We start from the raw sequence: 19,872 nt of genomic DNA on the forward strand, positions 1-19,872 counted from the left end.
CACCCAGTAGCGTGAATATCCTGAACCAATGGGTGAGTCAAGCCGCCGGCCGGTTGGGCGTCGGCGACTCCGGCAGGCTTTCGTGGCAGATCGCGTCGACGATTGTGGTTGCCGCGCTGCAGCGTGTGTCCGATCCCGAGTTGGGCACTCTCTTCCTCTTGAAGGGTGGAGCGTTTCTCGAACGGCGCCTGTCGTTGACAGCGCGCGCGACAAAGGACGTCGATGCAATGTTCCGCGGCGAGGTCGATGACTTCGTTGAGAAGCTTGATGAGGCGATCCGTGAACCGTGGGGTCCCTTCACGTTGCGTCGAACCGAGATCGAGATGATCGAGGTGCCCGCCCGACGAGCGAAACCGCGGCGGTTCAATGTGATCGTCGAGATCAAGGGTCGGACGTTCCGCCGGATTCAGGTGGAGGTTGCATTTGCCGATGGTGAGATGAAACCTACCGAGGAGCACATCCGCGTGGCTGACCTCGGGTTCTTCGGTTTGGAGTCCCCAGACGAAATCGCCACGATCTCGCTCGCATACCAGGTGGCTCAAAAGCTTCACGCGTGCACAGACCCGCATGATCCGCCGCACACGAAGAACGACCGCGTTCGTGACGTGGTCGACCTTCTGCTCATGAGGCAGCAGCTTTTCGACGAAGGCATCCCTCTGACTGACGTACGCGTCGCCGCTGTTGGAGTATTCGATGGTCGTGCGGCTGAAGCGGCACTCGCCGGCCACACAGAACGGACTTGGCCGCCTGTTGTGGTGTCCAACGAAATCTGGAGAGCCGACTATCAGAGGGTTGCCGCCGAGACGGGCGTTGAGTTGAGCCTCGGGGAGGCGATCAGCGAAGTGAACGTCTGGATCGACCAGATAGCCGCGGCGTAGGACTGCGAGGGCACGGAAGTCGGAATCCGGGGGTTTCGCCGGGTCACCCGCGAAGCGTCTCCGCGGGGTTCTCACCGAACGCCTCCCGGTACGCGGCCGCGAAGCGCGGCAGGTGGGCGAATCCCCAACGGTGCGCGATGGTCGCGACGGAGTCGCCGGGCCGCGCCGCTCGGAGGTCCGTGCGGGCCGCTTCCAGCCGGAGGCTGCGCAGGTAGCGGGTGGGGCTGGTTGCGAGGATGCGGACGAAGGCGTCCTGCAGGCCCCGCGGGGACAGCCGGGCCGCGCGGGCGATGTCCTCCAGCCGGAGCGGTTCGCTGAGGTGCTCCTCCATGAAGGCGATCGCTCGGCGGACAGCGGCGGGAGTCGCTCGCACTCCATCACGGCCGAGCGGGAGGTCGAGGGTGTTGTTCGGGAAGGTGATGAGCAGGCAGGAGATCAGGACCTCGAACGCCCGGTCGCGGATCAGGCGGTTGCCGAGCAGTTCGTCCTCTACGACGACGCTGTTGCGCACGAACGCAGTGGTCGCCTCCCACGATCGCTGGAGCGGGATCGAGACGGGGGCGCTTCCGTCGAACCTGACGCGAAGGCCGGGGGTGGTGAAGTGCTCGGCGGCGAAGGCGTCGATCTCACGGGCGTCGAGTTGCGTGCCGTTGACGGTGAAGGAGTCCCGCCACGAGGCCACGGCCGGTGCCGGCGGGAACAGGCTCGGCCGGGTGGTGTCGACAGCGCTGCGTCCGATGCTGCAGTCCCACGCCCCCTGCGTCACCTCGACCACGATGACGATCGGCTGCGGCTCCATCTGGAAGCGGCCGCTCGACGTCCATTGCTCGTGGAGGATGGCGAAGCGTTCGTCGCCCGCGGCGGAGAGATCGAGGGCGAACCGTTCCGGGTGCGGGTCCATCTCCACGCCGGAGTACATGTCATTGAGGAAGGACATCGCGTAGTCGGAGTCCGTGGTCGAGACAGCTGTCCGGAACGTGCCCATAGGAGCCTCCTCACGACGAGGGCGAGTGCATCCCAGTGTCCGCCCTCCTCGTCGTCGCGGCTAGCGTCCAACTCGGAGACGGACGCGCCGATCGCTTCGGCGGCCTCCTCGGACCCGGCTACCCGCGCGAGAAGTCCGGCAGGCTCCAACTGCGGTCGAAGGCGGCGCCCTGCGGGCCGTAGATGCGGAAGTAGACGAACCAGCCCCGACCCGGGACGGTCTGGATCCAGTGCGCGTCGTCGGCGTCGGGGCGGTCCGGCCCGAACTCGAGTGTGATGGCGTCGCCCGTGGCGTCCGGGAAGTCGAACAGCGAGCTGAGGAGGGAGCGCCCGACGCTGTTCTGGATCTGGCTGCGCGCCTGCGCGTCGTACGCGGTCACGGACCAGAACAGCGTGCCGGGCACGGGAAGGGGGACCGTCAGCGTGTACCGGTTCGAGCCGTCGAGATACCGGCCCTCGGAGTCGCGGAGGCCGAGCCAGTAGAGCGAGCCGGCCTTCGCGTCACGGCGGAACATCGCGGGGCTGGCGCCGATGGCCTGGAAGAACCACTTGTCCCTGGCGACGGTGTCGACCGCGTCCGGGGTGTCGAAGTCGCCGTTCTCGAATCGCAGCGCCGCCCACTCCCAGCGCTCGCCGGGCCAGACGATGCGGTCCGGGCGCCGGTCGGCGAAGGACTCGACGCGAAGCTGCTGGTCGCCGATCGCGGCCGCCCTGGTGAGGATCCCGGCCATCCGCTCGTCCGGCGCGAACGGCCGGCCCTTCTCGATGCCGAGGGCCGCCAGCTCGCCGTACCCCACGCGGTAGAGGGGCACGGGCGGTTCCTCGTCGACGATGGTGTGCAGCGCGCGCCAGAAGCCGATGGTGCCCTCGATGGAGTCCGGCGTGGTGTCCTGAGGGAGGGGCGTGAGGTCGCGGAAGACGGGGTCCGTCCAGTCCGCGGACGGGGTGAGCGGGTGCACCTTCACGGTGGTCAGCCGCTCCGTCGCCTCCCCGACGTCGCCGCCGATTGGAAGCGACCGGACGCCCACGATCAGCCGATTCGACGTCGCCCGGCCGACGTAGTATCCGTCCGGGATGTCGCCCTCGTAGCCCGGCGGGAGAAGGAGGTGGCGACCACCCTGCCCTGCGTCCGGGCCGGGGAGCCCCATGTCGAGCACCCAGCGCTGGTTGACGTCCATCGCGATGCAGATGAGCGGCCCGGCCGGCAGCTCGATGACCATCGGGCCGTCACTCAGGTCCAGCAGGATCGGCGCATAGGGCGTGTCGGAGTTGAGGGTCAGGCCGACGTGCTTGGGTTCCGTCGCGAGGGTGCCGAACACCTCGTTGAGCACCAGGCCCAGGTCGTCATTGCCTTTCAGGATCATGTACCCGGAGACGGTCGGGAAGAACTGCCGATAGCTCTGGATCGCCCTGTTCAGGTCGATCTCGTCATACGCCTGCGCTGCCTCCGCCGCCGTCGGGAAACCGGCGGGCGCCCCGTCATCCACCACCGTGGCCTCCTTCGCTCGAACTCCCTGACAGGGTCGCGGCAGAGGGGGGAGGGTGTCTAGTCCGGATCTCGGAGCGGCGTCACGATGCTGTCAGCCATTGAAGAGATATGGCTACTAGGGTACTTTGGTACCACCCCGACGAGAGACTGGAACAATGTCCGCCACTCAGAGCCCAGTGAAGGTCGATGCGACTACCGATCGGCTTATCAGCGATGCCGCACACTTCCTCGGTCGCACGAAGAAGGACATCGTCAGCGATGCTGTCCGCGAGTACGTTGAGGCGCATCGAGACGAACTGAACGCGGCGATCAAGGAGTCCCTGTCGCGCTTCGATGGATCGAAGTCTGCCGCAGTGTCGGTGTTGACCGGCATGAGCGCAGCCGAGCTCGAGGAGCTTGGCGGACTCCCGACGGAGTAACCCGTGGCCGTTGCCCGTCCGCCCGACCAAGAGAGCACTCTCGGATCTGCAAATCGATGTGCCTACGCTCGATATTCCGCTCCGTGAACTGAGATCCTTTGGTCGACGATTCTGACGCCCGAGGCACAGCAATCGCTACTCCGAGAGATCGATGGTGACGCCTCCGGCGACGATCGAGCGTGAGCGGCGTCAGTCCACCCACACCGCGTTCACGAACAGCGCCGTGTTGAGCGCGAGGAGGACCAGTCCCGCCGCGAGCACCGTGCGGAAGATCCAGCGCCGCCGGTCATCCCCGACGGTCGTCGCGACCAGGAGGGTCAGGGGGAACAGCACGACCGTCGAGCGGGCGATCGAGAGGTAGGTGGTGCTGGTCATCATCGCGAGCGCCGTCAGGCCGACGTACGTGACGGCCGCCCACTGGCGGCGGCGGATGAACACGATCAGGGCGGTGACGATGAGCGCGGCGAAGACGAGGTCGAGGGCGTTCTGGAGGCCGTGCGGCCACGGCGGGACGAAGACCGACTCGACGGTGTCGCGCAGGGTGATCCACGGCCAGGTGAGCGCGCGGTGCCAGCCCGTGTGCTGCGCGGTGAACCACGCGGTCGGGTTCCCCGTCCACGCCCAGAGCGCTGCCCAGTAGCCGAGGATGCCGGCGGAGCCGATCGCGGCCGTCCCGAACGCCTTCAGCAGGAACGGCTCGCCGCGGCTGTGGAGGCGGACGGCGACCGCGACCGCGAGGCCGGCGATCAGGAAGACGCCGTCGATCCGGGTGGCGGACGCGCACGCGGCGAGCGCGCCGGCCTCCCACCAGCGGCCGCGCTCTGCGCACAGCCACGCGCCGAGGGCGAAGGCGACGAAGAGCGCCTCCGAGTACGGGGCCACCAGGAACACCGCGTACGGGCCGAGGACGAACAGGACGGTCGCCGCGACCGCCACCCGGTCGCCGTAGTGGCGGTGCGCCAGGCGCCACACCAGCAGCGACGCCGCCAGCGAGGCGATCGCGGCGACGGCCTCCAGGGCGATCACCACCTGCTGGTGGTCGGGATGCGGGAACCCGACAGCGGCGAGCGCGACGCGGGCGGCCGCGGGGTAGCCCGGGAAGAAGGCCGACCAGGTGGGGCCGGTGCCCGGGCCGACGTAGCCGTGCTGGGCGATCGACCCGAAGTAGACGCTGTCCCAGTGGAAGAAGAGCGCGGCAGGCGACACCGCGGCGGCGTGGCCGCTCAGCACGAGCACGGCGGCGCGCACGACCAGCGCCCAGCCGACGATCGCGGCGTGCGCGACCGTCCACAGCGTGACGGGCACGACCACCGCTCTCGACCGCAGCCGGGCGGCCAGCCGGGTGCCGAGCGCGAGCGGGCGCTCGGACGTCCGCGTGCTCGTCAACTCGCCGTCTCCGGCACGATCTCCACCACGGGTCCATCCAACCGGAGCCACCTCCCACGGAGACCGGAGTCGCCGTCTGTTCACCATCGAAAGCGCTCAGAGAACCGGGGGTAATCGCTGGATCTCAGTGAAGTCTGGGGAAGACGCGCGTTCGATCGAAGGACGACCGACTCGCGAGACAGGAGGAGAGGGGACGGTTCCGTACATGACCACCACCACGATGAGCACCGCGGAGGAGACGACCGCGCGCGCACCTGAGCCGGCCGCGAAGCCCCGATCCGGCGCGGTCGACCTGGTGCGCGTCCTCGGCATCGTCGCGGTCGTCGCCGGTCACACCCTCGTCTCGCCGACGACGAGGACTCTCCTCTACAGCTGGCACGTCCCGCTGTTCTTCGTCCTGGCCGGCTACTTCTGGTCGCCGCACCGCACCCTCGGACGCGAGCTCCTGACGCGGTTCCGGACCCTGCTGCGGCCGATGCTCACCTGGCTGGTGCTGATCGGGGCGGTCTTCCTCATCCTGGACCTGCAGCTGGAGGACACCACCTGGCAGCGGCTGGCCGGGCCCCTCGCCGACGGCGAGAACTCCGCGCTGCCGTTCACGACGTTCTGGTTCGTGACAGCGCTGTTCTTCTCTGCGGTCCTGCTGCGGATGCTCTGGCTGCTCCCGCGGCCGGTGACCTGGGCGGTCGCCGGTGTCGGGCTGATCCTGAGCGTCACGGCCGGGCCGCAGCTCGCGAACACGCCCCTGTCGGTGGGGTCCACGGTGCCGTGCGTTGCCTTCCTGGCGCTCGGTGTCATCGCCAGAGCTCTCCGCCCCCGCATCGCGCGGCCGGCGCTGGTGGGCGCGGCGCTGCTCGCGGTCTCCGCCGTCCTCGTCCTCACCGGGACGACGCGCCCGCTCGACATCAAGCAGGGCGACTTCGGCACCCCGGTGCTCAGCACGGCGGTCGCCGTCGCCATCTCGTTCGGGCTGGTCCTCGTGGCCGAGGCGCTGTTCCGGAAGGCTCCGCCGCGCGTCGGCCGCGTGGTCACCGTGCTGGCGTACGGCGGGTTCATGGTGGTCCTCACGCACCCGCTGGTCCTCTGGCTGATGAAGACCTACGGCCCGCCGGTGCCGAGCGGCCTGCTGTTCGCGCTCTGCCTACTCATCCCGTGGGCTGTCGCGCTGGCAGCGCTGGCGACCCGCGCGTCCGCTTGGCTGACCGGGGTGGAGCCGGCGGTCAGTTCCCCTTCGTGCACGTCTGCTGCGCCGCCGTCTGGCCGGTGACCGAGGAGGGCAGGGCAACGTCCGTGGACGTCGGAACGGGTGTCGGAACCGCGGCGCCCGTCGGGGCGGGCGTGGGCGCTGCCGTCGGGGTGGGAGCGGCCGTGCCGCTCGGAGCCGGCGTCGTGCCAGGCGCCGCGACCGTCCCGGACCCGAGCGTCCCGGTGAGCGTGATGGGCGCGTCGTTCTGGAGCGCGCTCTTGAGAACGCTCGCCGCGTAGGTCGCGGGGACCACGCGGTTCGGGTCGTCCGGGTCGGCAGCGGCCGGAAACTGCAGGAAGACGATGTTCGAGAGGCTGACTGTCTTGAGGGTCAGGGCCAGCGAGACCAGGGTGGTCGGCTGGGTCAGCGTGTCCGAGAGCTGCACGTTGGTGACCGCGGCGTGCGCGAGCTGGTAGAGCGTGAGCGGGTTGCTGAGGACTCCCGCGCTCGTCATCTTGCGCAGCAGCGCGGAGAGGAAGAGCTGCTGGTTGCTGATCCGGCCCAGGTCGCTGCCGTCGCCGATGCCGTGGCGGCTGCGGACGAAGGCGAGCGCCTGGGCGCCCACCAGGGTCTGGGTGCCGGCCGGGAGGTTCAGGCCGACGTACGGGTCGTCCAGCGGCGTCGCGAGGCACACGGTCACGCCGCCGACCGCATTGGACATCGCGATCACGCCGTCGAAGCTGATCAGCGCGGCGTCGCTGATCGTCAGACCGGTCAACTGCTCCGCGGTGAGGACGATGCAGGAGAGGCCGCCGCGGGAGAGCGTCGTGTTGAACATCGCCTGGTCGGTGGCGGGAACCGTGCCGCCGTTCGGACCGGGGCACTCCGGGATGGGCACCATCAGGTCGCGCGGGATCGAGATCACCTCGGCGTGCTGGTGATCGGAGGAGACGTGCAGCACCATCGTCACGTCGTTGCTGCCGGCCCCCGAGCTGCCGGAGAGCTCGTCCTGGGTGTTGAACTGGCCGCCCTGCCCGGTGCGGGTGTCCGTGCCGGCGAGGAGGATGTTCACCGCCCCGCTCTCGGCGCCGACGGTCGCGACGTTCTGCGCGGTCAGCGACTTGCCTTTCGCGGTGACCAGGTGGATGCCGGGCTTGATCGAGCGCACGGTGTCGAGCACGGCGTAGGCGGCGACGCTCGCCGTGCTCACCATGCCGACCGTCACCAGCGCGACGAGGAACCGCACGACGAAGGTCCGCGGCCTCCGCCGGGGCAGGCGGCCGTGCCGGATGGCGACGCCGTGCGACCGGCGAGGCCGTCGGAGCGACCCCTCGGTCGGGTGGGCGTGCGGGCCCGGTGTGTGATTCACACCCAGAAAATAGCGGATGGAGCCGAAGACATGCACTGTCTGAACATGTGAAACACCAAACGATCCAGCGCCCGGCGCACCCCAGTTCGGGGAGCCTGCGCTATCCGGCCCCGACCCCGAGCTGTCCCGCCCACTCCAGCGCCGCGGCCGCCGTCCAGGACTGGTCGTGACTGCCCAGCGGCTCCCCGGTGAACGGCTGGTAGTACTCGCCGAACGCCAGGTCGGCGAGCTGGGCGAGGGAGGCCGTACGCAGGTCGGCGGCGAGCTCCGGGTCGCCGTGCCGGTCGACCGCCCAGCCGAGGAGGAGGGTGAGGAAGGGCCAGGTCGGGCCGCGCCAGTACGTCGACGGCCGGAAGGCCGGGCTCGCCGGGGACGTCGACGGCGGCAGCGGGAAACGCAGGCGGGGGTCGCCCATCCAGCGCTCGCCGCGCAGCAGCGCGGTCTGACCGGACGCGATCCCGGCCGACGTGCCCGCGAACAGCGGGGCGAAGCCGGCGATCGTCTCGGCGCCGATCCACTCGCCTGCGCGCACGTCGAAGTCGCGCGCGAGCTGCGTCGCCGGGTCGATGGTGGAGCGGACGCCGAGGCGGAACCGGTCGGCGATGTCGCGGAGGCCCGGCACGAGGTCGGTGCGGCCGAACTCGTCGGCGAGGTCGGCCAGGACGTCGCTCGCGACGGCGAGGACGGCCGAGAAGAAGACGTCCTTCACTCGGAAGTCGACGACCTCCAGCGCCGCCGCGTCGTCGTAGTCGACCGACTTCAGCTGCTCGACCAGCCAGAGGTAGCGGGTGTACTCCTCGTTCGTCGGGCGCTCGCTCGCGTCGGCGACGTGCAGCGTGTCGCGGCGCTGGAAGGGCGGCACCTCGCCGGGGTGGATGCGGGCGAAGGCGGCGTCCCAGCGCGGCGAGTTGTCGAAGCCGGACTCCCAGCTGTGGTGGATCTCCACCAGCCCGGACCTGTCGGGGTCGCGGACCGACGCCAGCCAGCGGTGCCAGGCGGCCCACGCGTCGAGCGAGCCGCGCGCGAACTCCTCCGCGGCGGCCGCGTCCGCTCCCCCTCGCTCGCGGCCCCGGTCGAGGATGTGCCGCACCGCGATCGCGTGCACGGGAGGCTGGCAGATCCCGCTGGTCTGTACGCCTTCGGGTCGCGCCGCCGCGCGCTCGGTCCCCCACCGGCCGAAGTCGGGAAAGTACCCCGGCTCGTCCGGGTTGAAGACGATGTGCGGGATCATCCCGGTGGACCACTGCGCGCCGAGGAGGGTCTGCAGCTCGCGGATCGCGCGCGGCACGTCGAACCGCGCCAGCCCGATCGCGATGAAGGCGGAGTCCCAGCTCCACATGTGCGGGTACAGCCCGGGCGCGGCGCGGGTCATGGCGCCGGCGTCGTTGCGGCGCAGGACGCCGGCGGCGGCGCGGGCGATGTCCCCGACGGCCGGCGACGCAGGCATGGTGGTCATCGGGAGTCCTCCGCCGTTCCGTCGTCGAGGTAGCGGCACGGCACCGTCACCTTCCACCCGATCGTCTCCCTCAGGTTGACGAACTTCAACTCGTCGTCGCGGCGGCACTGCTCGGCGGCGCTCGCGACCTGCGGCTGCCAGGCGGGGCCGTCCGAGCGGCGGGTCCACTGCGGGCCGAGCTGCGCGAGGATCAGCGCCGCGCACAGCCCGGCCGCCGCCAGCACGGACCACGCGGGCCACTGCGCGCGGCCGCGGCGGAACCTCCGCCGGCCGTACGCGATCGAGGCGGCCACCGCCGGTACGAGCGCGAGGAGCATCGACGGGACGACGCCGTAGCGGGTCAACCACACGGAGTCGAGCTGGGTGGGCGTCAGGCCGGCGTAGTCGTAGAAGGTGTTCGGGTTGGTCGCCACGCTCACGATGTAGAGCAGGACCGATCCGGCCAGCGCCGCGGCGACGAGCAGCCGCTGCCCGCGCGTCCCGCGGAGGACGACGTAGAGCGCGGTCGCGAGCACGACCGCGAGCACCAGGAGGGCGACGGCCGGGCCGGTCGCGGCGAGGACGTGCCCGAGCTGCGACTGCGGGACCGCGAGCGGCAGGACGGCGTTGATCAGGTAGCCGTATGCGATCGACAGCGGGTCGACGGCGGGGTTGGTGTTCTCCGCGCGCGGCCAGGCCAGCGTGACGACGAGCTGCGCCACCATCCCCGCGATCAGCCCGGCGCGCACGATCCACACCCTCCTGTCGCGCGTGCGCACCAGCAGGAGCGGCGCGAGGAAGAGCGCCTGGATCTCCGTCAGCGCGCCGAGCAGCGCCACCGCCGAGAGCGCGACGGCGGCGCGCGTCGTCCGCGGCCGGGACAGCGCGATCCAGAACAGCGTCCAGAGTATGAGGGAGTGCAGGTTCGCCAGATTCCCCAGCACCTCGCGCGGCACGAGCGGCGCGAGCACGGTCAGCCCGGCGACGAAGATCCGGGCGGGCAGCCACGGCACCAGCTCGCGGGCGCAGACGAACACGACCACCGCGAGGCCGCCCGCGATGGCGCACGCGGCCGCCGTCGTCGCGAGCGCCCACCAGGACACCGGCAGCAGCACCACGACCGCCGCGACCAGGCGCGGGACGGTGTGCAGGTAACCGGCATAGGGCTGCAGGAGCACGCCCGGACCGCCCAGCGCGGCCGACGAGACGAAGGTGCGGCCGTCCTCCGCCCAGAAGGTGTCGTGCGCGGTCGCGGGGAGCCGCAGCCACGCCACGACCGCGCAGGCCAGCCCGAGCGCGACGAGCAGCAGGACCGGCCGGCGGCCGACCGCGTCCCGGACCCGGTGGCTCCGGGAGCGGGGGACGATCGGCGCGACGGTCATGCCCGTCACCTCCGTCACACGACTTCGGCCGCGGCCTGCGCGAGCCCGGGGGCGGGTGACCGGAGGCGGAGGGCGACGAGCTGCCGCAGGTACGCGGCGCCGTTGGCGACGGTCGCCTTGGAGACGCCCGCCGTGCGGACGCCGAACGCGAACGGGACCTCGGTCAGCGTCAGGCGGTGCCGGAGCAGCACCTCCAGGAGGATCTTGAAGCCCTGCGGGCGCAGCGAGGCGAGGTCGAGCGCGTCGCGGCGGACCGCGAAGAACCCGGTCATCGGGTCGGTGCAGTCGCGCAGCCTGCGCGGGAACAGCGCGCGGGCCGCCAGCGTGCTGCCGGACGACACGAGGTGGCGCAGCAGCCCGTCGAGGCCTCCCGCGCTGCCCCCGTCGAGGTGCCGGGAGGCGGCAACGATGTCGGCGCCGCGCTCCTCGCCCGCCGCGATCAGCCGCGGGAGGTCCTCCGGCGGGTGCTGGAGGTCGCCGTCCATGACGACGACCCAGCGGTGCACGGCCAGCGCCATCCCGGTGATCACTGCTCCGGACAGGCCGCCGACGGGGTCCTCCCTGTGCACGACGCGCACCCGGTGCGGCACGTGGTCGGCGCTCTCGGCCGCGACCCGTGCGGTGTCGTCGGTCGAGTCGTCGACGATCAGGATCTCGCTCGCGTCTGCGTCGAGCACCGCCGCGAGCCTTCGCACCAGCTCCGCGACGTTGCCCGACTCATTGAAGGTCGGCACGACGACCGAGACGCCTTCCGCCGGCATCCCGTATTGCTCTTCCATCTTCCGACCTCGCTCTCCCTTCTATTCCACGCCACCGCCTCCAAGGTTCGGCACAGAATTCGGGATGGAGCCTGAGAAGTCGTTATGCGTCTCCGATCGATCCGCTCCGGGACGGCCGGATCGGGCGAGAGGGCTCACAGAGTGGAGGGCTCTTCACCGTCCGCGGCGCGCGAGGACCGACGCCGGACCGACGAGGCCGTGCCGCGCAGGAACATCCACGCCGCGTAGAGGATCAGCAGCACGCCGACCGCTGGCAGCACCCATGAGCGCTGGCTCTGGTCGAGCGCGCTGTTGACGTAGCCGATCAGCGGGACGCTGTACCAGACCACGCCGCGCACCTGCGCGGGCACCACGGGAGGGTCGGCCTCCGCGTTGTTGTCGCCCTTCGTCGTGAAGGTCATGCCGTTGGTGGTGGAGGTCGTGATCGCGATGACCCGGTGCGAGATGACCGCCGGGTCGCCCGACCGGATCTGGTAGGTCATCACGTCGCCGACGTGGATGTCGTGGACGGCCTTCGGCTTCACCACGACGAGCGTCCCCGGCGGCAGGGACGGCTCCATCGAGGAGGTCAGCACGGTCACCGGGGTGGCGCCGGCGGCCCGCGGGATGACGATGACCACGGCCGCGACGAACAGCACCAGGCCGAGCAGACCGACGCTGAGGCCGGTGACGACGTACTGCAGCAGCGACGTGGAAGGGCGCGGTTCGGTGTCGCTCACGGAGTCACCTGCCTGAGGAAGAAGGACTGGGTCGACGCGCCGGCCGTGCACGTCGTCGTGGTGAGCTGGCCTCCGCCGCCCGCCGTCGCTGTGGCGCACAGGGTCGTCACGTTGCCGTTGCCGTTCCCGTTGCCGTTGCCGTTGTTCCCGGTGATGGTGTTGCTGAGGGTGAACGAGCCGTCCGCCTGGAGGGTGAACGCCCACTGGGACGAGCCGTTCGCGCTGTTGGGCGCGGAGGTCAGGCTGACGGGCGCGGTCCGGGAGCCGGCCCACAGGTACTGGCCGCTGGCGGGGGTGGGGAGGGCGGCGGTCACGGTCACGGTGGAGCCGGAGCCCGCGAGCTGCCAGGCCTGCGCGTCGTCCACCGGAGCGGCGCACGCCGACTGGGTCAGCACCTTCCCGTTCGCGATCGGCGACGGGACCGTGACGCACTGCCCGCTCGCGGCGTTCACGAGCTGATACCACGAGCCCGAGACGTAGGATCCGGCGGCGGAGACCGCCGAGGACGACGGCGAGACGTTGCCCGCGGCGTCGGAGGCCGTGACCGTGTACCGGTGGAGGCCGACGGTCAGTCCCGTGTCCGTGTAGCTGGTGGTCGCGCCGCCCACCGTGGCGATCACCGTGCCGTCGCGGGACACGGTGTAGGCGCTCACGCCGACGTTGTCGGTCGCCGCGAACGACAGCGTGGCAGTGGAGGCGGTGGTCCCGGTGAGCGAGAGCGTCGGCGTCGTCGGGGCGGTGCGGTCGACCGACAGGCTCGCGGCCGGTGACGTCAGCAGCACCGCGTCGCGGGCGTAGACGGTGTACGTGTACGACGTGTTCGCGGCGGCGCCCGTGTCCGTGAACGAGGTGGAAGTCGTGGAGCCGATGGACGCGGTCGTCCCTGACCGGTAGACGTCGTATCCCGTGACGCCGACGTTGTCGGTCGCGGCCGTCCACGAGAGCACGACAGGCGTCGACGTCGACGTGCGCGCGGACAGGCCGGTCGGCGCGGACGGTGCGATGTCGTCCACGAAGGTCTGGGCGATGCTCGCGGAGGCCGAAGCGCTCCAGGTCGTCCCGGCCGTCACTGTCGCGGAGAAGGCCACGTTCACCGCGGAGCCGCTCGCGATCCCCGGCGCGGACGCCACGTTCATGGTCTCGCGGATGCAGAACGCGGCCGACGCGCCTGCGGACAGGGTGCCTGTCGTCTGCCCGAGCGCGCCCAGGCCGGCCAGGGTGCCGGTGTACGACCCGGACGGCGGAGTGGCGGTGGACGTGCAGGAGGCCGCGCCGGCGGCGGGCCAAGCGATCACACCGATCGCGGAGGCGAGGGCCGGGGACGTCCCCGACGTAAGCGTCGCGGCGGCGCCGAACGTCGCATCGACGTTTCCGGTGTTCGTCACGACCACGCCTCCCGTGGTGGTGGTGTGCCCGGTCTTGAAGACGGTGTCGAAGGGCTGCGGGATCGTCACGCTCACCGCGACGGTCGCGGCCGTGATCGCCCCGGCCTTCGTTGCGGCGAGGCCGTTCCACAGCGCGTAGGTGCCCGCTCCCGGCATCAGCAGGAACGTGGCCAGCGCGGCGCCGGCGGCGGTCAGGGGGAGGGCGAAGCGCTTCATGTCTCTTCGCACCTCCCCTCGGCTCCGCTCGTGCGCTGGTCCGCGTGCGTTACTGCTGGGCCAGCTTGAACCCGAGCGCGCTCAGGTTGACGGTGCCGCCCTGCGCGACCGTGCCGGTCGTCGTGGGGTCGAACGGCAGCGTCACGGAGACGGTCAGCACCTTGGTGCCGGTGGTCCCGCTGACGTTGTAGGTGTTCGCGGCGGAACCTGCGGTGACGCCGGTCGGCAGCGGCGCACCGACGACGACGGTCATCCCGCTCGTGAGCGCCGTGACGAGGGCCGCGCTGGCCGGGGAGGCGTCTCCGGTCTTGATCGACGTGGGGTCGACGCTGAGGATGGCGGAGAGGTTGTCGCCGGTGGCGGTGACGTCCACCTTCTGCGTGAAGGTCAGCACGTCGCCGGGGACGGCGCGGAAGTTCGCGATGTTCGGGATCGCGGTGGCCGAGCCGGAGCCGTGCACCACGCTCCACGTGCCGGCGGCGGCGTCGGCCGCGATGGTCATCGTTCCGGACTGGACGGAGCCGGCCGCGGCGCTGGCCGAGCCGTTCCACAGCGCGAACGTGCCAGCGCCGCTGAGGAGAAGGAGGATACCGGCCGCGCCGGCGATCGCGCCCTTGGCGAACCTGTTCATGGGACGTGCTCACAATCTGTTCGGAGCGTCGTCACACACAGCGCAGGGGTCAGCGCACGTGCGACGACGCACGTGTGTTGCGGCCCCGACGTCGCTAGGTCGACGTTCGAGCTGAATCCTCCGGTCTCCCGAAGGGCGGTGCACGAGGGGAGGGTCGGGTTCCACTCGGTGGGCCACCCGCGACCAGATTGTCGGGTAGGTCACGTCGGCCCACTTCGGACGATACCGGTCCTCATATTGGAGGACAAGAATGTCCGCGCACCCAGATCAGGGGTCACGCCGGGTAGCATGCGGCCGGGAGGACACGATGCGGGAACGGGTGCTCGACCTGGTGTTCCTCGTCGGCGTGCTGTTCAAAGGGCTCGACGGCCTGGTGGAGCTGGTGGGCGGGGTCCTGCTGCTGTTCACCACTCCGGCCACACTGCTCAGCGCCGCGAACCGGGTGACGGCGGAGGAGCTGTCGGAGGACCCGCACGACCTCATCGCCAACCTGATCGTCCACGGCGCAGCCCGCCTCCACGCCGGCGGCGTGCTGTTCGTCGCCGCGTACCTGCTGCTGCACGGCGTGGTGAAGCTGGCGATCGTGGTCGCGCTGCTCGTCGGGTCGCGCCGGGTCTACCCGTGGGCGATGGCGGCGCTGGGCGTGTTCCTGATCTTCCAGCTCTACGAACTGGTGACGAAGCCCTCCGTCGCGGTGGCGGTCCTGACGGTGTTCGACGCGGTCATCATCTGGCTGACCTGGCGGGAGTGGCGGCGCGGACGCGAGCTGCGGACGACGTGGCGGGGGACGGTCGACTGGGTGTTCAGGCGGCCGCCGCCACCAGACCCAGCCCGCTGAGGATCCCGGCGACGATCGCCTCCGGCTCCGCATCGATGCCGACCGTCACGGCCGCCTCGTCCGGCTGCGGCGGCTCGAGGGTGCGGAGCTGGGAGTCCAGCATCCCGGGCTTCATGAAGTGGCCGCTGCGGGCGGCGATGCGGCTCTCGAGCAGTTCGCGCGTGCCGGACAGGTAGGCGAAGACCACGCCGTGGCCGCGGAGGACGTCGCGGTAGCGCCGGGCGAGCGCCGAGCAGGCGACCACCAGCGGCCTCCCGGCCGCGGCGCCCTCGCGGACGCGGCCCGCGATCGCCGCGAGCCAAGGAGCACGGTCGGCGTCGTCGAGCGGGACGCCGGCGCTCATGCGCTCGACGTTGCGGGCCGGGTGGAGGCTGTCGCCCTCCAGCAGCTCCCAGCCCAGCCGGTCGGCGAGGAGGGCGGCGACGGTGGACTTGCCGCAGCCCGCGACACCCATGACGACGATCGTGCTCAGCTGGCTCGCGGTCATGTCACGCTCCGATGACCAGGGCGATCACCAGCGTCCCGGCGAGGCCGACAACAGAGGCGATGCACTCCAGGACGGTCCAGCTCCGCAGCGTCTGCGGGATGCTGAGGCCCAGGTACTCCTTGACCAGCCAGAACCCGGCGTCGTTGACGTGGGAGAGGAACAGCGAGCCGGAGCCGATCGCGAGCACCAGCAGCGACACCATCGGGGTCGAGAGGTGGGCGGCGAGCGGAACCATGATCCCGGCCGCGGTGACGGTCGCGACCGTCGCCGAGCCGGTGGCGACGCGGATCAGCGCCGCGATGAACCAGGCGAGCAGCAGGATGCCGATGCCGTTGCTGCCGTGCGCGAAGGACGCGATGACCTGGCCGATGCCGGTGTCCACGAGCACCTGCTTGAAGCCGCCGCCTGCGCCGACGATGAGCAGGATGCCGGCGATGGGGGGCAGGGACGCGGTGAGGCTCGCCTGCAGCGACTTGCGATTCATGCCGCCGGGGATGCCGAGCAGGAAGAAGCCCGCGAGCACGGCGATGGTCAGCGCGATGGCGGGGGTGCCGAGGAAGTCGAGGATCGTCTTCCACTCTGCGGTGGCGTTCGGCGCGGTGATGTCGCCGAGGGCCTTGCCGAGCATGAGCACGACGGGCAGCAGGATGCTGATGAGCGCGAGAGCGAACGACGGGCGCTTGCGCTGGGCCGCGGCCTCCGCCGCGCCCTGCTCGTCGTCGTCGCCCTCGGTGCCGAGGAAGAGGCCGGGGACGTCCACGGGCACCCACTTGGCGGCGAAGCGGCTGAACACCGGACCGGCGAGGATGATGACCGGGATGGCGACGAGCACGCCGAAGGCGAGCGTGACGCCGAGGTTCGCGCCGAGCGCGCCGATGGCCACGAGCGGGCCGGGGTGCGGCGGGACCAGGCCGTGCATGGCCGAGAGGCCGGCGATGGCCGGGAGCGCGACGCGCATCAGCGGCAGCTTCGACCGGCGCGTCACCAGGATGATGACCGGCATGAGCAGCACGAGGCCGATCTCGAAGAACATCGGCAGGCCGATGATCGCGCCGACGAGGCCCATCACCCAGGGCAGGGCGCGGACGCTCGTGCGGGACACCAGCGTGTCGACGATGCGGTCGGCGCCGCCGGAGTCGGCGAGCAGCTTGCCGTACATCGCGCCGAGCGCGATGAGGATGCCGACGCTGCCCTCCGTCGCGCCGAAGCCGGTGATGAAGCTCGTGGTCGCGGCGTCGGCGGCCATCCCGGCGACCAGGCCGGTGACGAGCGAGCCGAGGAGGAGGGAGAGGAACGGGTGGATCCGCAGCCAGGTGATCAGGACCACGATGACCGCGACTCCGACGACGGCGGCGAGGATCAGCTGCGCCTCGGAGGAGGCCGGGTGGGGGGCCGGCGGTGCGGCGGCCGCGGCGACGCGGAGCGCGCCGGACAGGAAGGTGATCATGAGCGTCCTTGGTCAGTGATGGTGACGTGTGCTCGGCCACCCTACAGATAAATCAGGTAAATACGAAGTTGCCATCGTTTTCATAAGCATTAATCGCGTTCGCCTGGTGTTTGATCGCACGTAAGGAATCCTCGATAATGAGGGAATGCCTCCCACGGACTCCCTCCACGAGCTGGCCATCGAGTCCGTCGGCAGCCGCATCGTCACCGGCGAGATCGCGCCGGGCTCCGTGCTGACGCCCGAGAACCTCGGCATCTCGCGCACCGTCCTCCGGGAGTGCATCCGGGTGCTGGAGGCGCTCGGCCTCGTGCAGGCCAGACGGCGCCGCGGAACGGTCGTCCAGCCGGTGACCGAGTGGCGCGTGCTCGACCCGCGGGTCGTCGCGTGGCGCCTCGCCGGCCCCGACCGTCTCGCCGCGCTCGGCAACCTGAGCGAGCTGCGCCTGGCGATCGAGCCCGTCGCCGCCCGCCTCGCCAGCGCCCGCGCGACGCCCGAGCAGTGCGGCGCACTGACGGAGGCCATCGTCGGCATGGCGTCCACCCAGCGCGCGGCCGACCACGGCGAGTATCTGGCCTACGACCAGGCGTTCCACCGCATCCTGCTGGAGGCCTCCGGCAACCCGGGCTTCCGCACGCTCAGCAAGGCGGTGGTCGAGGCGCTGTCCGGCCGGACGGCGCACGCGCTGATGCCGCACACCGCCAACCCGGAGGCGATCCGGCTGCACGAGGAGGTCGCGGGGGCGGTGCGCGCAGGGGACGGCGCGCGCGCGGAGTCGGCGATGCGGGCGATCGTCGAGGAGGCGGACGCTGCGGTGCAGGCGATGGCGCGGGAGGGTGCGGGCGGGTAGCCGGGGCTCAGCTCACGAGGGCGTGGGTAAGCTCGTCAGCATCGCCGGGGATGCAGCCGCCGGACATGTGGATCGTTGCGGAGTAGTCCGTGACGGTCACGTGTAGATATCGCCGCCTCGCATCCACCGGATCGGTGACGTCGTAGCCGACACCATCGGGATAAAGCTTGACCGTGACTCCCGTATCGCCTCCGGATTCCCACAGCTCCGCGATCTGCTTCGCCACAGCCACGGAGTCGATCGTTGCCCCGATGAGACCATCCTGGCGAGTGTAGTTGGCCCCTGCGCTGCCGTCGGGCAGTGTGCAGGTCCCATACCCATCGCCGTCAGTTTCCCAGGCGGTTCCGCCAATCAACTCCCGGGTCGCCTCGAACAATTCCAGAGTGGTCGCTCGTGATTCGTCGGGGGTCGGATACGGAGATGTCATCGAAGGAAGTGCCTTTCCAGTTGGGGGAGCCGACGCACAAGCGCTGAGCGTCATACCGGCCGAAACGAGGACGATGCTTACCACCATGCCCTTGCTCATTTCGCAACCGCCTCCGGGTGGCCCATCGTGTGGGCGGCCATGCTGAAGAGCGAGGTCGTGCCCTCGTCGTAGTACCCGTACTTCGTTGGGTCACTGGCGTGGACCGTCGCCGCATGATCGGTTGTCCCGGCGGTCGTCTTCCCGTCGGGTGTGTGGGCATTATCGGTGCTGAACGGTACAGCTCCGTGGTCGGAGGGATCCGCTCGCCCACTCGAAAACCTTCCGAGAGTCGCGACGAGATCGGCGCCGGCCTGACCGGAGGAGACCCCGCCATCGGGAACGTTCAGAGGAACTCGATACGTGAGTCGGCCGGCCACGTCCGTCGGAATGCCCGCAGACCCGACCGACACGAATGCCCCGGCCGGCGCCCGCTTCAACGCTTCCCCGGCCACGGCAGACCCGTAGGAGAACCCGACGACGGAGAGGTGCTCGGACTGCCCCGGCCACCCGCGTGCGGCGAGCGTCCCTTCCAACGCGCCCGCCAACGTCTTCCCACCTGATCGGGCGGCCGAGCTGTTGTTCACCTCAAGGAAGTCTCGCGGAGCGTCGTAACCGATCCACGCGACCACTGCAACGCGGGCCGATTCACCGCTTTTGTGGGCAAGGTCCTGCTGTCGGTAGTAGAGGTTCCTACTCGCCTCCGTCCACCCATCAGGGTTGCCGCCGAGCTTCTTCCGGATCGCGTCGATCGCACGCAGTTTCACCTGCGCGGCCTCGTAACCCGGATCGTCCTTCCCGATCTTCTTGAGTTGAGTCCGCGCCCGCTCGAGCTCCGCCCGGTTCGCCGCAGAACGCGACGCCGCATCCACCCCGTCGAGGCCTCCGATCACACTGGGCAGCTTCTCCAGGTACTTTCGCCGCTCGGCCGGCGACAGAGACGCCCACCACGCCGCCACCTGCGCGGGAGACATCGCCGTCAGCTTCGCCGCCGACAGGGTCGAGGCGGAGGCGGCCACCACCGCCGCACGCTGCGCGCCCCGCTCCCGCGCGGTCACGTGGAGCGTCCGGATCGACCGTTCGAACTCGGCGGCGAACTCCTCGACGGCCCGGTTGAAGCCGGCGACCTCCCAGCGCGCGCTCTCCTCGCGGTCCAGCGCTGCGGGGACCTCGTCGAACTCCGGGTAGCGCATCGCTCCGGTTGCGGCCATCCACTCCTCGATGAGGGGCGGGATCTCCCACGCGTACATCCGCTGCACCGCGTCCAGCAGCTCGTCCCGCCGCCGGACCAGTTCGCGGTGCGCATGGTATGCGGCCTCGGTCACGTGGCAGAGGTCCCCGGCGGTGGCGTGGACGTCCTCCAGCGCCGCCCGTTCCGGAGCCACGAACCGGGCCACGGTGTCCGGCATCCTCCGCGAGCGGAAGCTCTCGGCGAATCGGCTCTGCGCGATCTCCGCGTCGCGCGCGTGCCCGACCAGGCGCGCGGCGGTGTCCCGATAGAGCACAGCGGCCTCCGCGGCGCGGGTCGGGTC

The 19,872-nt window shown here is 70.6% G+C and carries 19 protein-coding genes; 5 read left to right on the forward strand and 14 right to left on the reverse strand.

Translation table 11 applies throughout. The features are described from left to right. Positions 1–11 precede the first annotated feature (11 nt). Complete coding sequence (locus tag ACFQ9V_RS10860) at positions 12–878, forward strand: nucleotidyl transferase AbiEii/AbiGii toxin family protein (protein WP_382459171.1); 867 nt, start codon at positions 12–14, stop codon at positions 876–878. A gap of 43 nt (positions 879–921) precedes the next feature. Here ACFQ9V_RS10860 and ACFQ9V_RS10865 read toward each other — a convergent pair whose 3' ends face one another. Then, positions 922–1,863: a helix-turn-helix transcriptional regulator gene (locus ACFQ9V_RS10865; RefSeq protein WP_382459172.1), complete on the reverse strand. Its 942-nt coding sequence runs from the start codon at positions 1,861–1,863 to the stop codon at positions 922–924. 118 nt (positions 1,864–1,981) lie between these two features. Next, positions 1,982–3,352 carry a DUF1254 domain-containing protein gene (locus ACFQ9V_RS10870; RefSeq protein WP_382459173.1) on the reverse strand — a complete coding sequence of 457 codons (1,371 nt, stop codon included), beginning with the start codon at positions 3,350–3,352 and terminating at the stop codon, positions 1,982–1,984. 154 nt (positions 3,353–3,506) lie between these two features. Between ACFQ9V_RS10870 and ACFQ9V_RS10875 the strand changes: the two genes are divergently transcribed. Continuing rightward, positions 3,507–3,770 (forward strand): hypothetical protein, encoded by a 264-nt coding sequence (locus ACFQ9V_RS10875; protein ID WP_382459174.1) that lies wholly within the window; start codon positions 3,507–3,509, stop codon positions 3,768–3,770. Between the two features lie 189 nt (positions 3,771–3,959). Here ACFQ9V_RS10875 and ACFQ9V_RS10880 read toward each other — a convergent pair whose 3' ends face one another. Then, entirely contained in the window at positions 3,960–5,156 is a 1,197-nt protein-coding gene (locus ACFQ9V_RS10880) for a mannosyltransferase family protein (protein WP_382459175.1), read from the reverse strand. A 205-nt stretch (positions 5,157–5,361) separates the two neighbouring features. On the opposite strand from ACFQ9V_RS10880, the gene ACFQ9V_RS10885 reads away from it, so the two are divergent. Continuing rightward, positions 5,362–6,423, forward strand: a complete 1,062-nt coding sequence (locus ACFQ9V_RS10885) for an acyltransferase family protein (protein WP_382459176.1) — start codon at positions 5,362–5,364, stop codon at positions 6,421–6,423. Here the strand turns inward: ACFQ9V_RS10885 and ACFQ9V_RS10890 are convergent. From ACFQ9V_RS10890 to ACFQ9V_RS10920, 7 genes are all read right to left on the reverse strand, one after another. After that, positions 6,377–7,711, reverse strand: a complete 1,335-nt coding sequence (locus tag ACFQ9V_RS10890) for an LCP family protein (protein WP_382459177.1) — start codon at positions 7,709–7,711, stop codon at positions 6,377–6,379. The genes ACFQ9V_RS10885 and ACFQ9V_RS10890 overlap by 47 nt on opposite strands. Positions 7,712–7,811: 100 nt before the next feature. Beyond that, positions 7,812–9,167 carry a glycogen debranching protein gene (locus ACFQ9V_RS10895; RefSeq protein ID WP_382459178.1) on the reverse strand — a complete coding sequence of 452 codons (1,356 nt, stop codon included), beginning with the start codon at positions 9,165–9,167 and terminating at the stop codon, positions 7,812–7,814. Continuing rightward, positions 9,164–10,528 (reverse strand): hypothetical protein, encoded by a 1,365-nt coding sequence (locus ACFQ9V_RS10900; protein WP_382459179.1) that lies wholly within the window; start codon positions 10,526–10,528, stop codon positions 9,164–9,166. Before ACFQ9V_RS10900 ends, ACFQ9V_RS10895 begins: the two co-directional genes overlap by 4 nt. Before the next feature lie 14 nt (positions 10,529–10,542). After that, entirely contained in the window at positions 10,543–11,307 is a 765-nt protein-coding gene (locus tag ACFQ9V_RS10905; protein WP_382459180.1) for a polyprenol monophosphomannose synthase, read from the reverse strand. Positions 11,308–11,441: 134 nt separating this feature from the next. Then, positions 11,442–12,026, reverse strand: a complete 585-nt coding sequence (locus tag ACFQ9V_RS10910; RefSeq protein WP_382459181.1) for a signal peptidase I — start codon at positions 12,024–12,026, stop codon at positions 11,442–11,444. After that, positions 12,023–13,627, reverse strand: coding sequence for a fibronectin type III domain-containing protein (locus ACFQ9V_RS10915; protein WP_382459182.1), 1,605 nt, complete (start codon positions 13,625–13,627; stop codon positions 12,023–12,025). The genes ACFQ9V_RS10910 and ACFQ9V_RS10915 overlap by 4 nt, the downstream gene beginning before the upstream one ends. Before the next feature lie 49 nt (positions 13,628–13,676). Next, the gene (locus ACFQ9V_RS10920; RefSeq protein WP_382459183.1) at positions 13,677–14,258 is read right to left on the reverse strand and encodes an alternate-type signal peptide domain-containing protein; all 582 of its coding nucleotides are present in this window, start codon (positions 14,256–14,258) and stop codon (positions 13,677–13,679) included. A gap of 307 nt (positions 14,259–14,565) precedes the next feature. On the opposite strand from ACFQ9V_RS10920, the gene ACFQ9V_RS10925 reads away from it, so the two are divergent. Next, positions 14,566–15,096: a DUF2127 domain-containing protein gene (locus ACFQ9V_RS10925; RefSeq protein ID WP_382459184.1), complete on the forward strand. Its 531-nt coding sequence runs from the start codon at positions 14,566–14,568 to the stop codon at positions 15,094–15,096. Here the strand turns inward: ACFQ9V_RS10925 and ACFQ9V_RS10930 are convergent. Next, a complete protein-coding gene (locus ACFQ9V_RS10930; RefSeq protein ID WP_382459185.1) occupies positions 15,062–15,583 on the reverse strand; it encodes a gluconokinase in 522 nt (173 codons plus the stop codon). The two genes, ACFQ9V_RS10925 and ACFQ9V_RS10930, sit on opposite strands and share 35 nt — an antisense overlap. Position 15,584: 1 nt before the next feature. Beyond that, positions 15,585–17,030: a GntP family permease gene (locus ACFQ9V_RS10935; RefSeq protein WP_382459186.1), complete on the reverse strand. Its 1,446-nt coding sequence runs from the start codon at positions 17,028–17,030 to the stop codon at positions 15,585–15,587. 145 nt (positions 17,031–17,175) lie between these two features. Here ACFQ9V_RS10935 and ACFQ9V_RS10940 point away from each other — a divergent pair, with 145 nt between their 5' ends. Next, positions 17,176–17,877: a FadR/GntR family transcriptional regulator gene (locus ACFQ9V_RS10940; protein ID WP_382459187.1), complete on the forward strand. Its 702-nt coding sequence runs from the start codon at positions 17,176–17,178 to the stop codon at positions 17,875–17,877. Between the two features lie 7 nt (positions 17,878–17,884). Here ACFQ9V_RS10940 and ACFQ9V_RS10945 read toward each other — a convergent pair whose 3' ends face one another. Together ACFQ9V_RS10945 and ACFQ9V_RS10950 are read right to left on the reverse strand one after the other, a co-directional pair. After that, entirely contained in the window at positions 17,885–18,403 is a 519-nt protein-coding gene (locus tag ACFQ9V_RS10945) for a hypothetical protein (protein ID WP_382459188.1), read from the reverse strand. Then, entirely contained in the window at positions 18,400–19,845 is a 1,446-nt protein-coding gene (locus tag ACFQ9V_RS10950) for an alpha/beta hydrolase (protein ID WP_382459189.1), read from the reverse strand. The genes ACFQ9V_RS10945 and ACFQ9V_RS10950 overlap by 4 nt, the downstream gene beginning before the upstream one ends. Between the last annotated feature and the right edge of the window lie 27 nt (positions 19,846–19,872).

Origin of the sequence: Leifsonia sp. NPDC056665 (assembly GCF_042791795.1) — a bacterium.
Taxonomy (GTDB): domain Bacteria; phylum Actinomycetota; class Actinomycetes; order Actinomycetales; family Microbacteriaceae; genus Leifsonia.

What these genes read in the sequence shown, in the direction of transcription:
- ACFQ9V_RS10925 (WP_382459184.1), top strand. Translation starts at nt 14,566, where the DNA reads ATGCGGGAACGGGTGCTCGACCTGGTGTTCCTCGTCGGCGTGCTGTTC.
- ACFQ9V_RS10895 (WP_382459178.1), bottom strand. Translation starts at nt 9,167, where the DNA reads ATGACCACCATGCCTGCGTCGCCGGCCGTCGGGGACATCGCCCGCGCC.
- ACFQ9V_RS10915 (WP_382459182.1), bottom strand. Translation starts at nt 13,627, where the DNA reads ATGAAGCGCTTCGCCCTCCCCCTGACCGCCGCCGGCGCCGCGCTGGCC.
- ACFQ9V_RS10920 (WP_382459183.1), bottom strand. Translation starts at nt 14,258, where the DNA reads ATGAACAGGTTCGCCAAGGGCGCGATCGCCGGCGCGGCCGGTATCCTC.
- ACFQ9V_RS10940 (WP_382459187.1), top strand. Translation starts at nt 17,176, where the DNA reads ATGCCTCCCACGGACTCCCTCCACGAGCTGGCCATCGAGTCCGTCGGC.
- ACFQ9V_RS10930 (WP_382459185.1), bottom strand. Translation starts at nt 15,583, where the DNA reads ATGACCGCGAGCCAGCTGAGCACGATCGTCGTCATGGGTGTCGCGGGC.
- ACFQ9V_RS10865 (WP_382459172.1), bottom strand. Translation starts at nt 1,863, where the DNA reads ATGGGCACGTTCCGGACAGCTGTCTCGACCACGGACTCCGACTACGCG.
- ACFQ9V_RS10875 (WP_382459174.1), top strand. Translation starts at nt 3,507, where the DNA reads ATGTCCGCCACTCAGAGCCCAGTGAAGGTCGATGCGACTACCGATCGG.
- ACFQ9V_RS10935 (WP_382459186.1), bottom strand. Translation starts at nt 17,030, where the DNA reads ATGATCACCTTCCTGTCCGGCGCGCTCCGCGTCGCCGCGGCCGCCGCA.
- ACFQ9V_RS10945 (WP_382459188.1), bottom strand. Translation starts at nt 18,403, where the DNA reads ATGAGCAAGGGCATGGTGGTAAGCATCGTCCTCGTTTCGGCCGGTATG.
- ACFQ9V_RS10905 (WP_382459180.1), bottom strand. Translation starts at nt 11,307, where the DNA reads ATGGAAGAGCAATACGGGATGCCGGCGGAAGGCGTCTCGGTCGTCGTG.
- ACFQ9V_RS10900 (WP_382459179.1), bottom strand. Translation starts at nt 10,528, where the DNA reads ATGACCGTCGCGCCGATCGTCCCCCGCTCCCGGAGCCACCGGGTCCGG.
- ACFQ9V_RS10885 (WP_382459176.1), top strand. Translation starts at nt 5,362, where the DNA reads ATGACCACCACCACGATGAGCACCGCGGAGGAGACGACCGCGCGCGCA.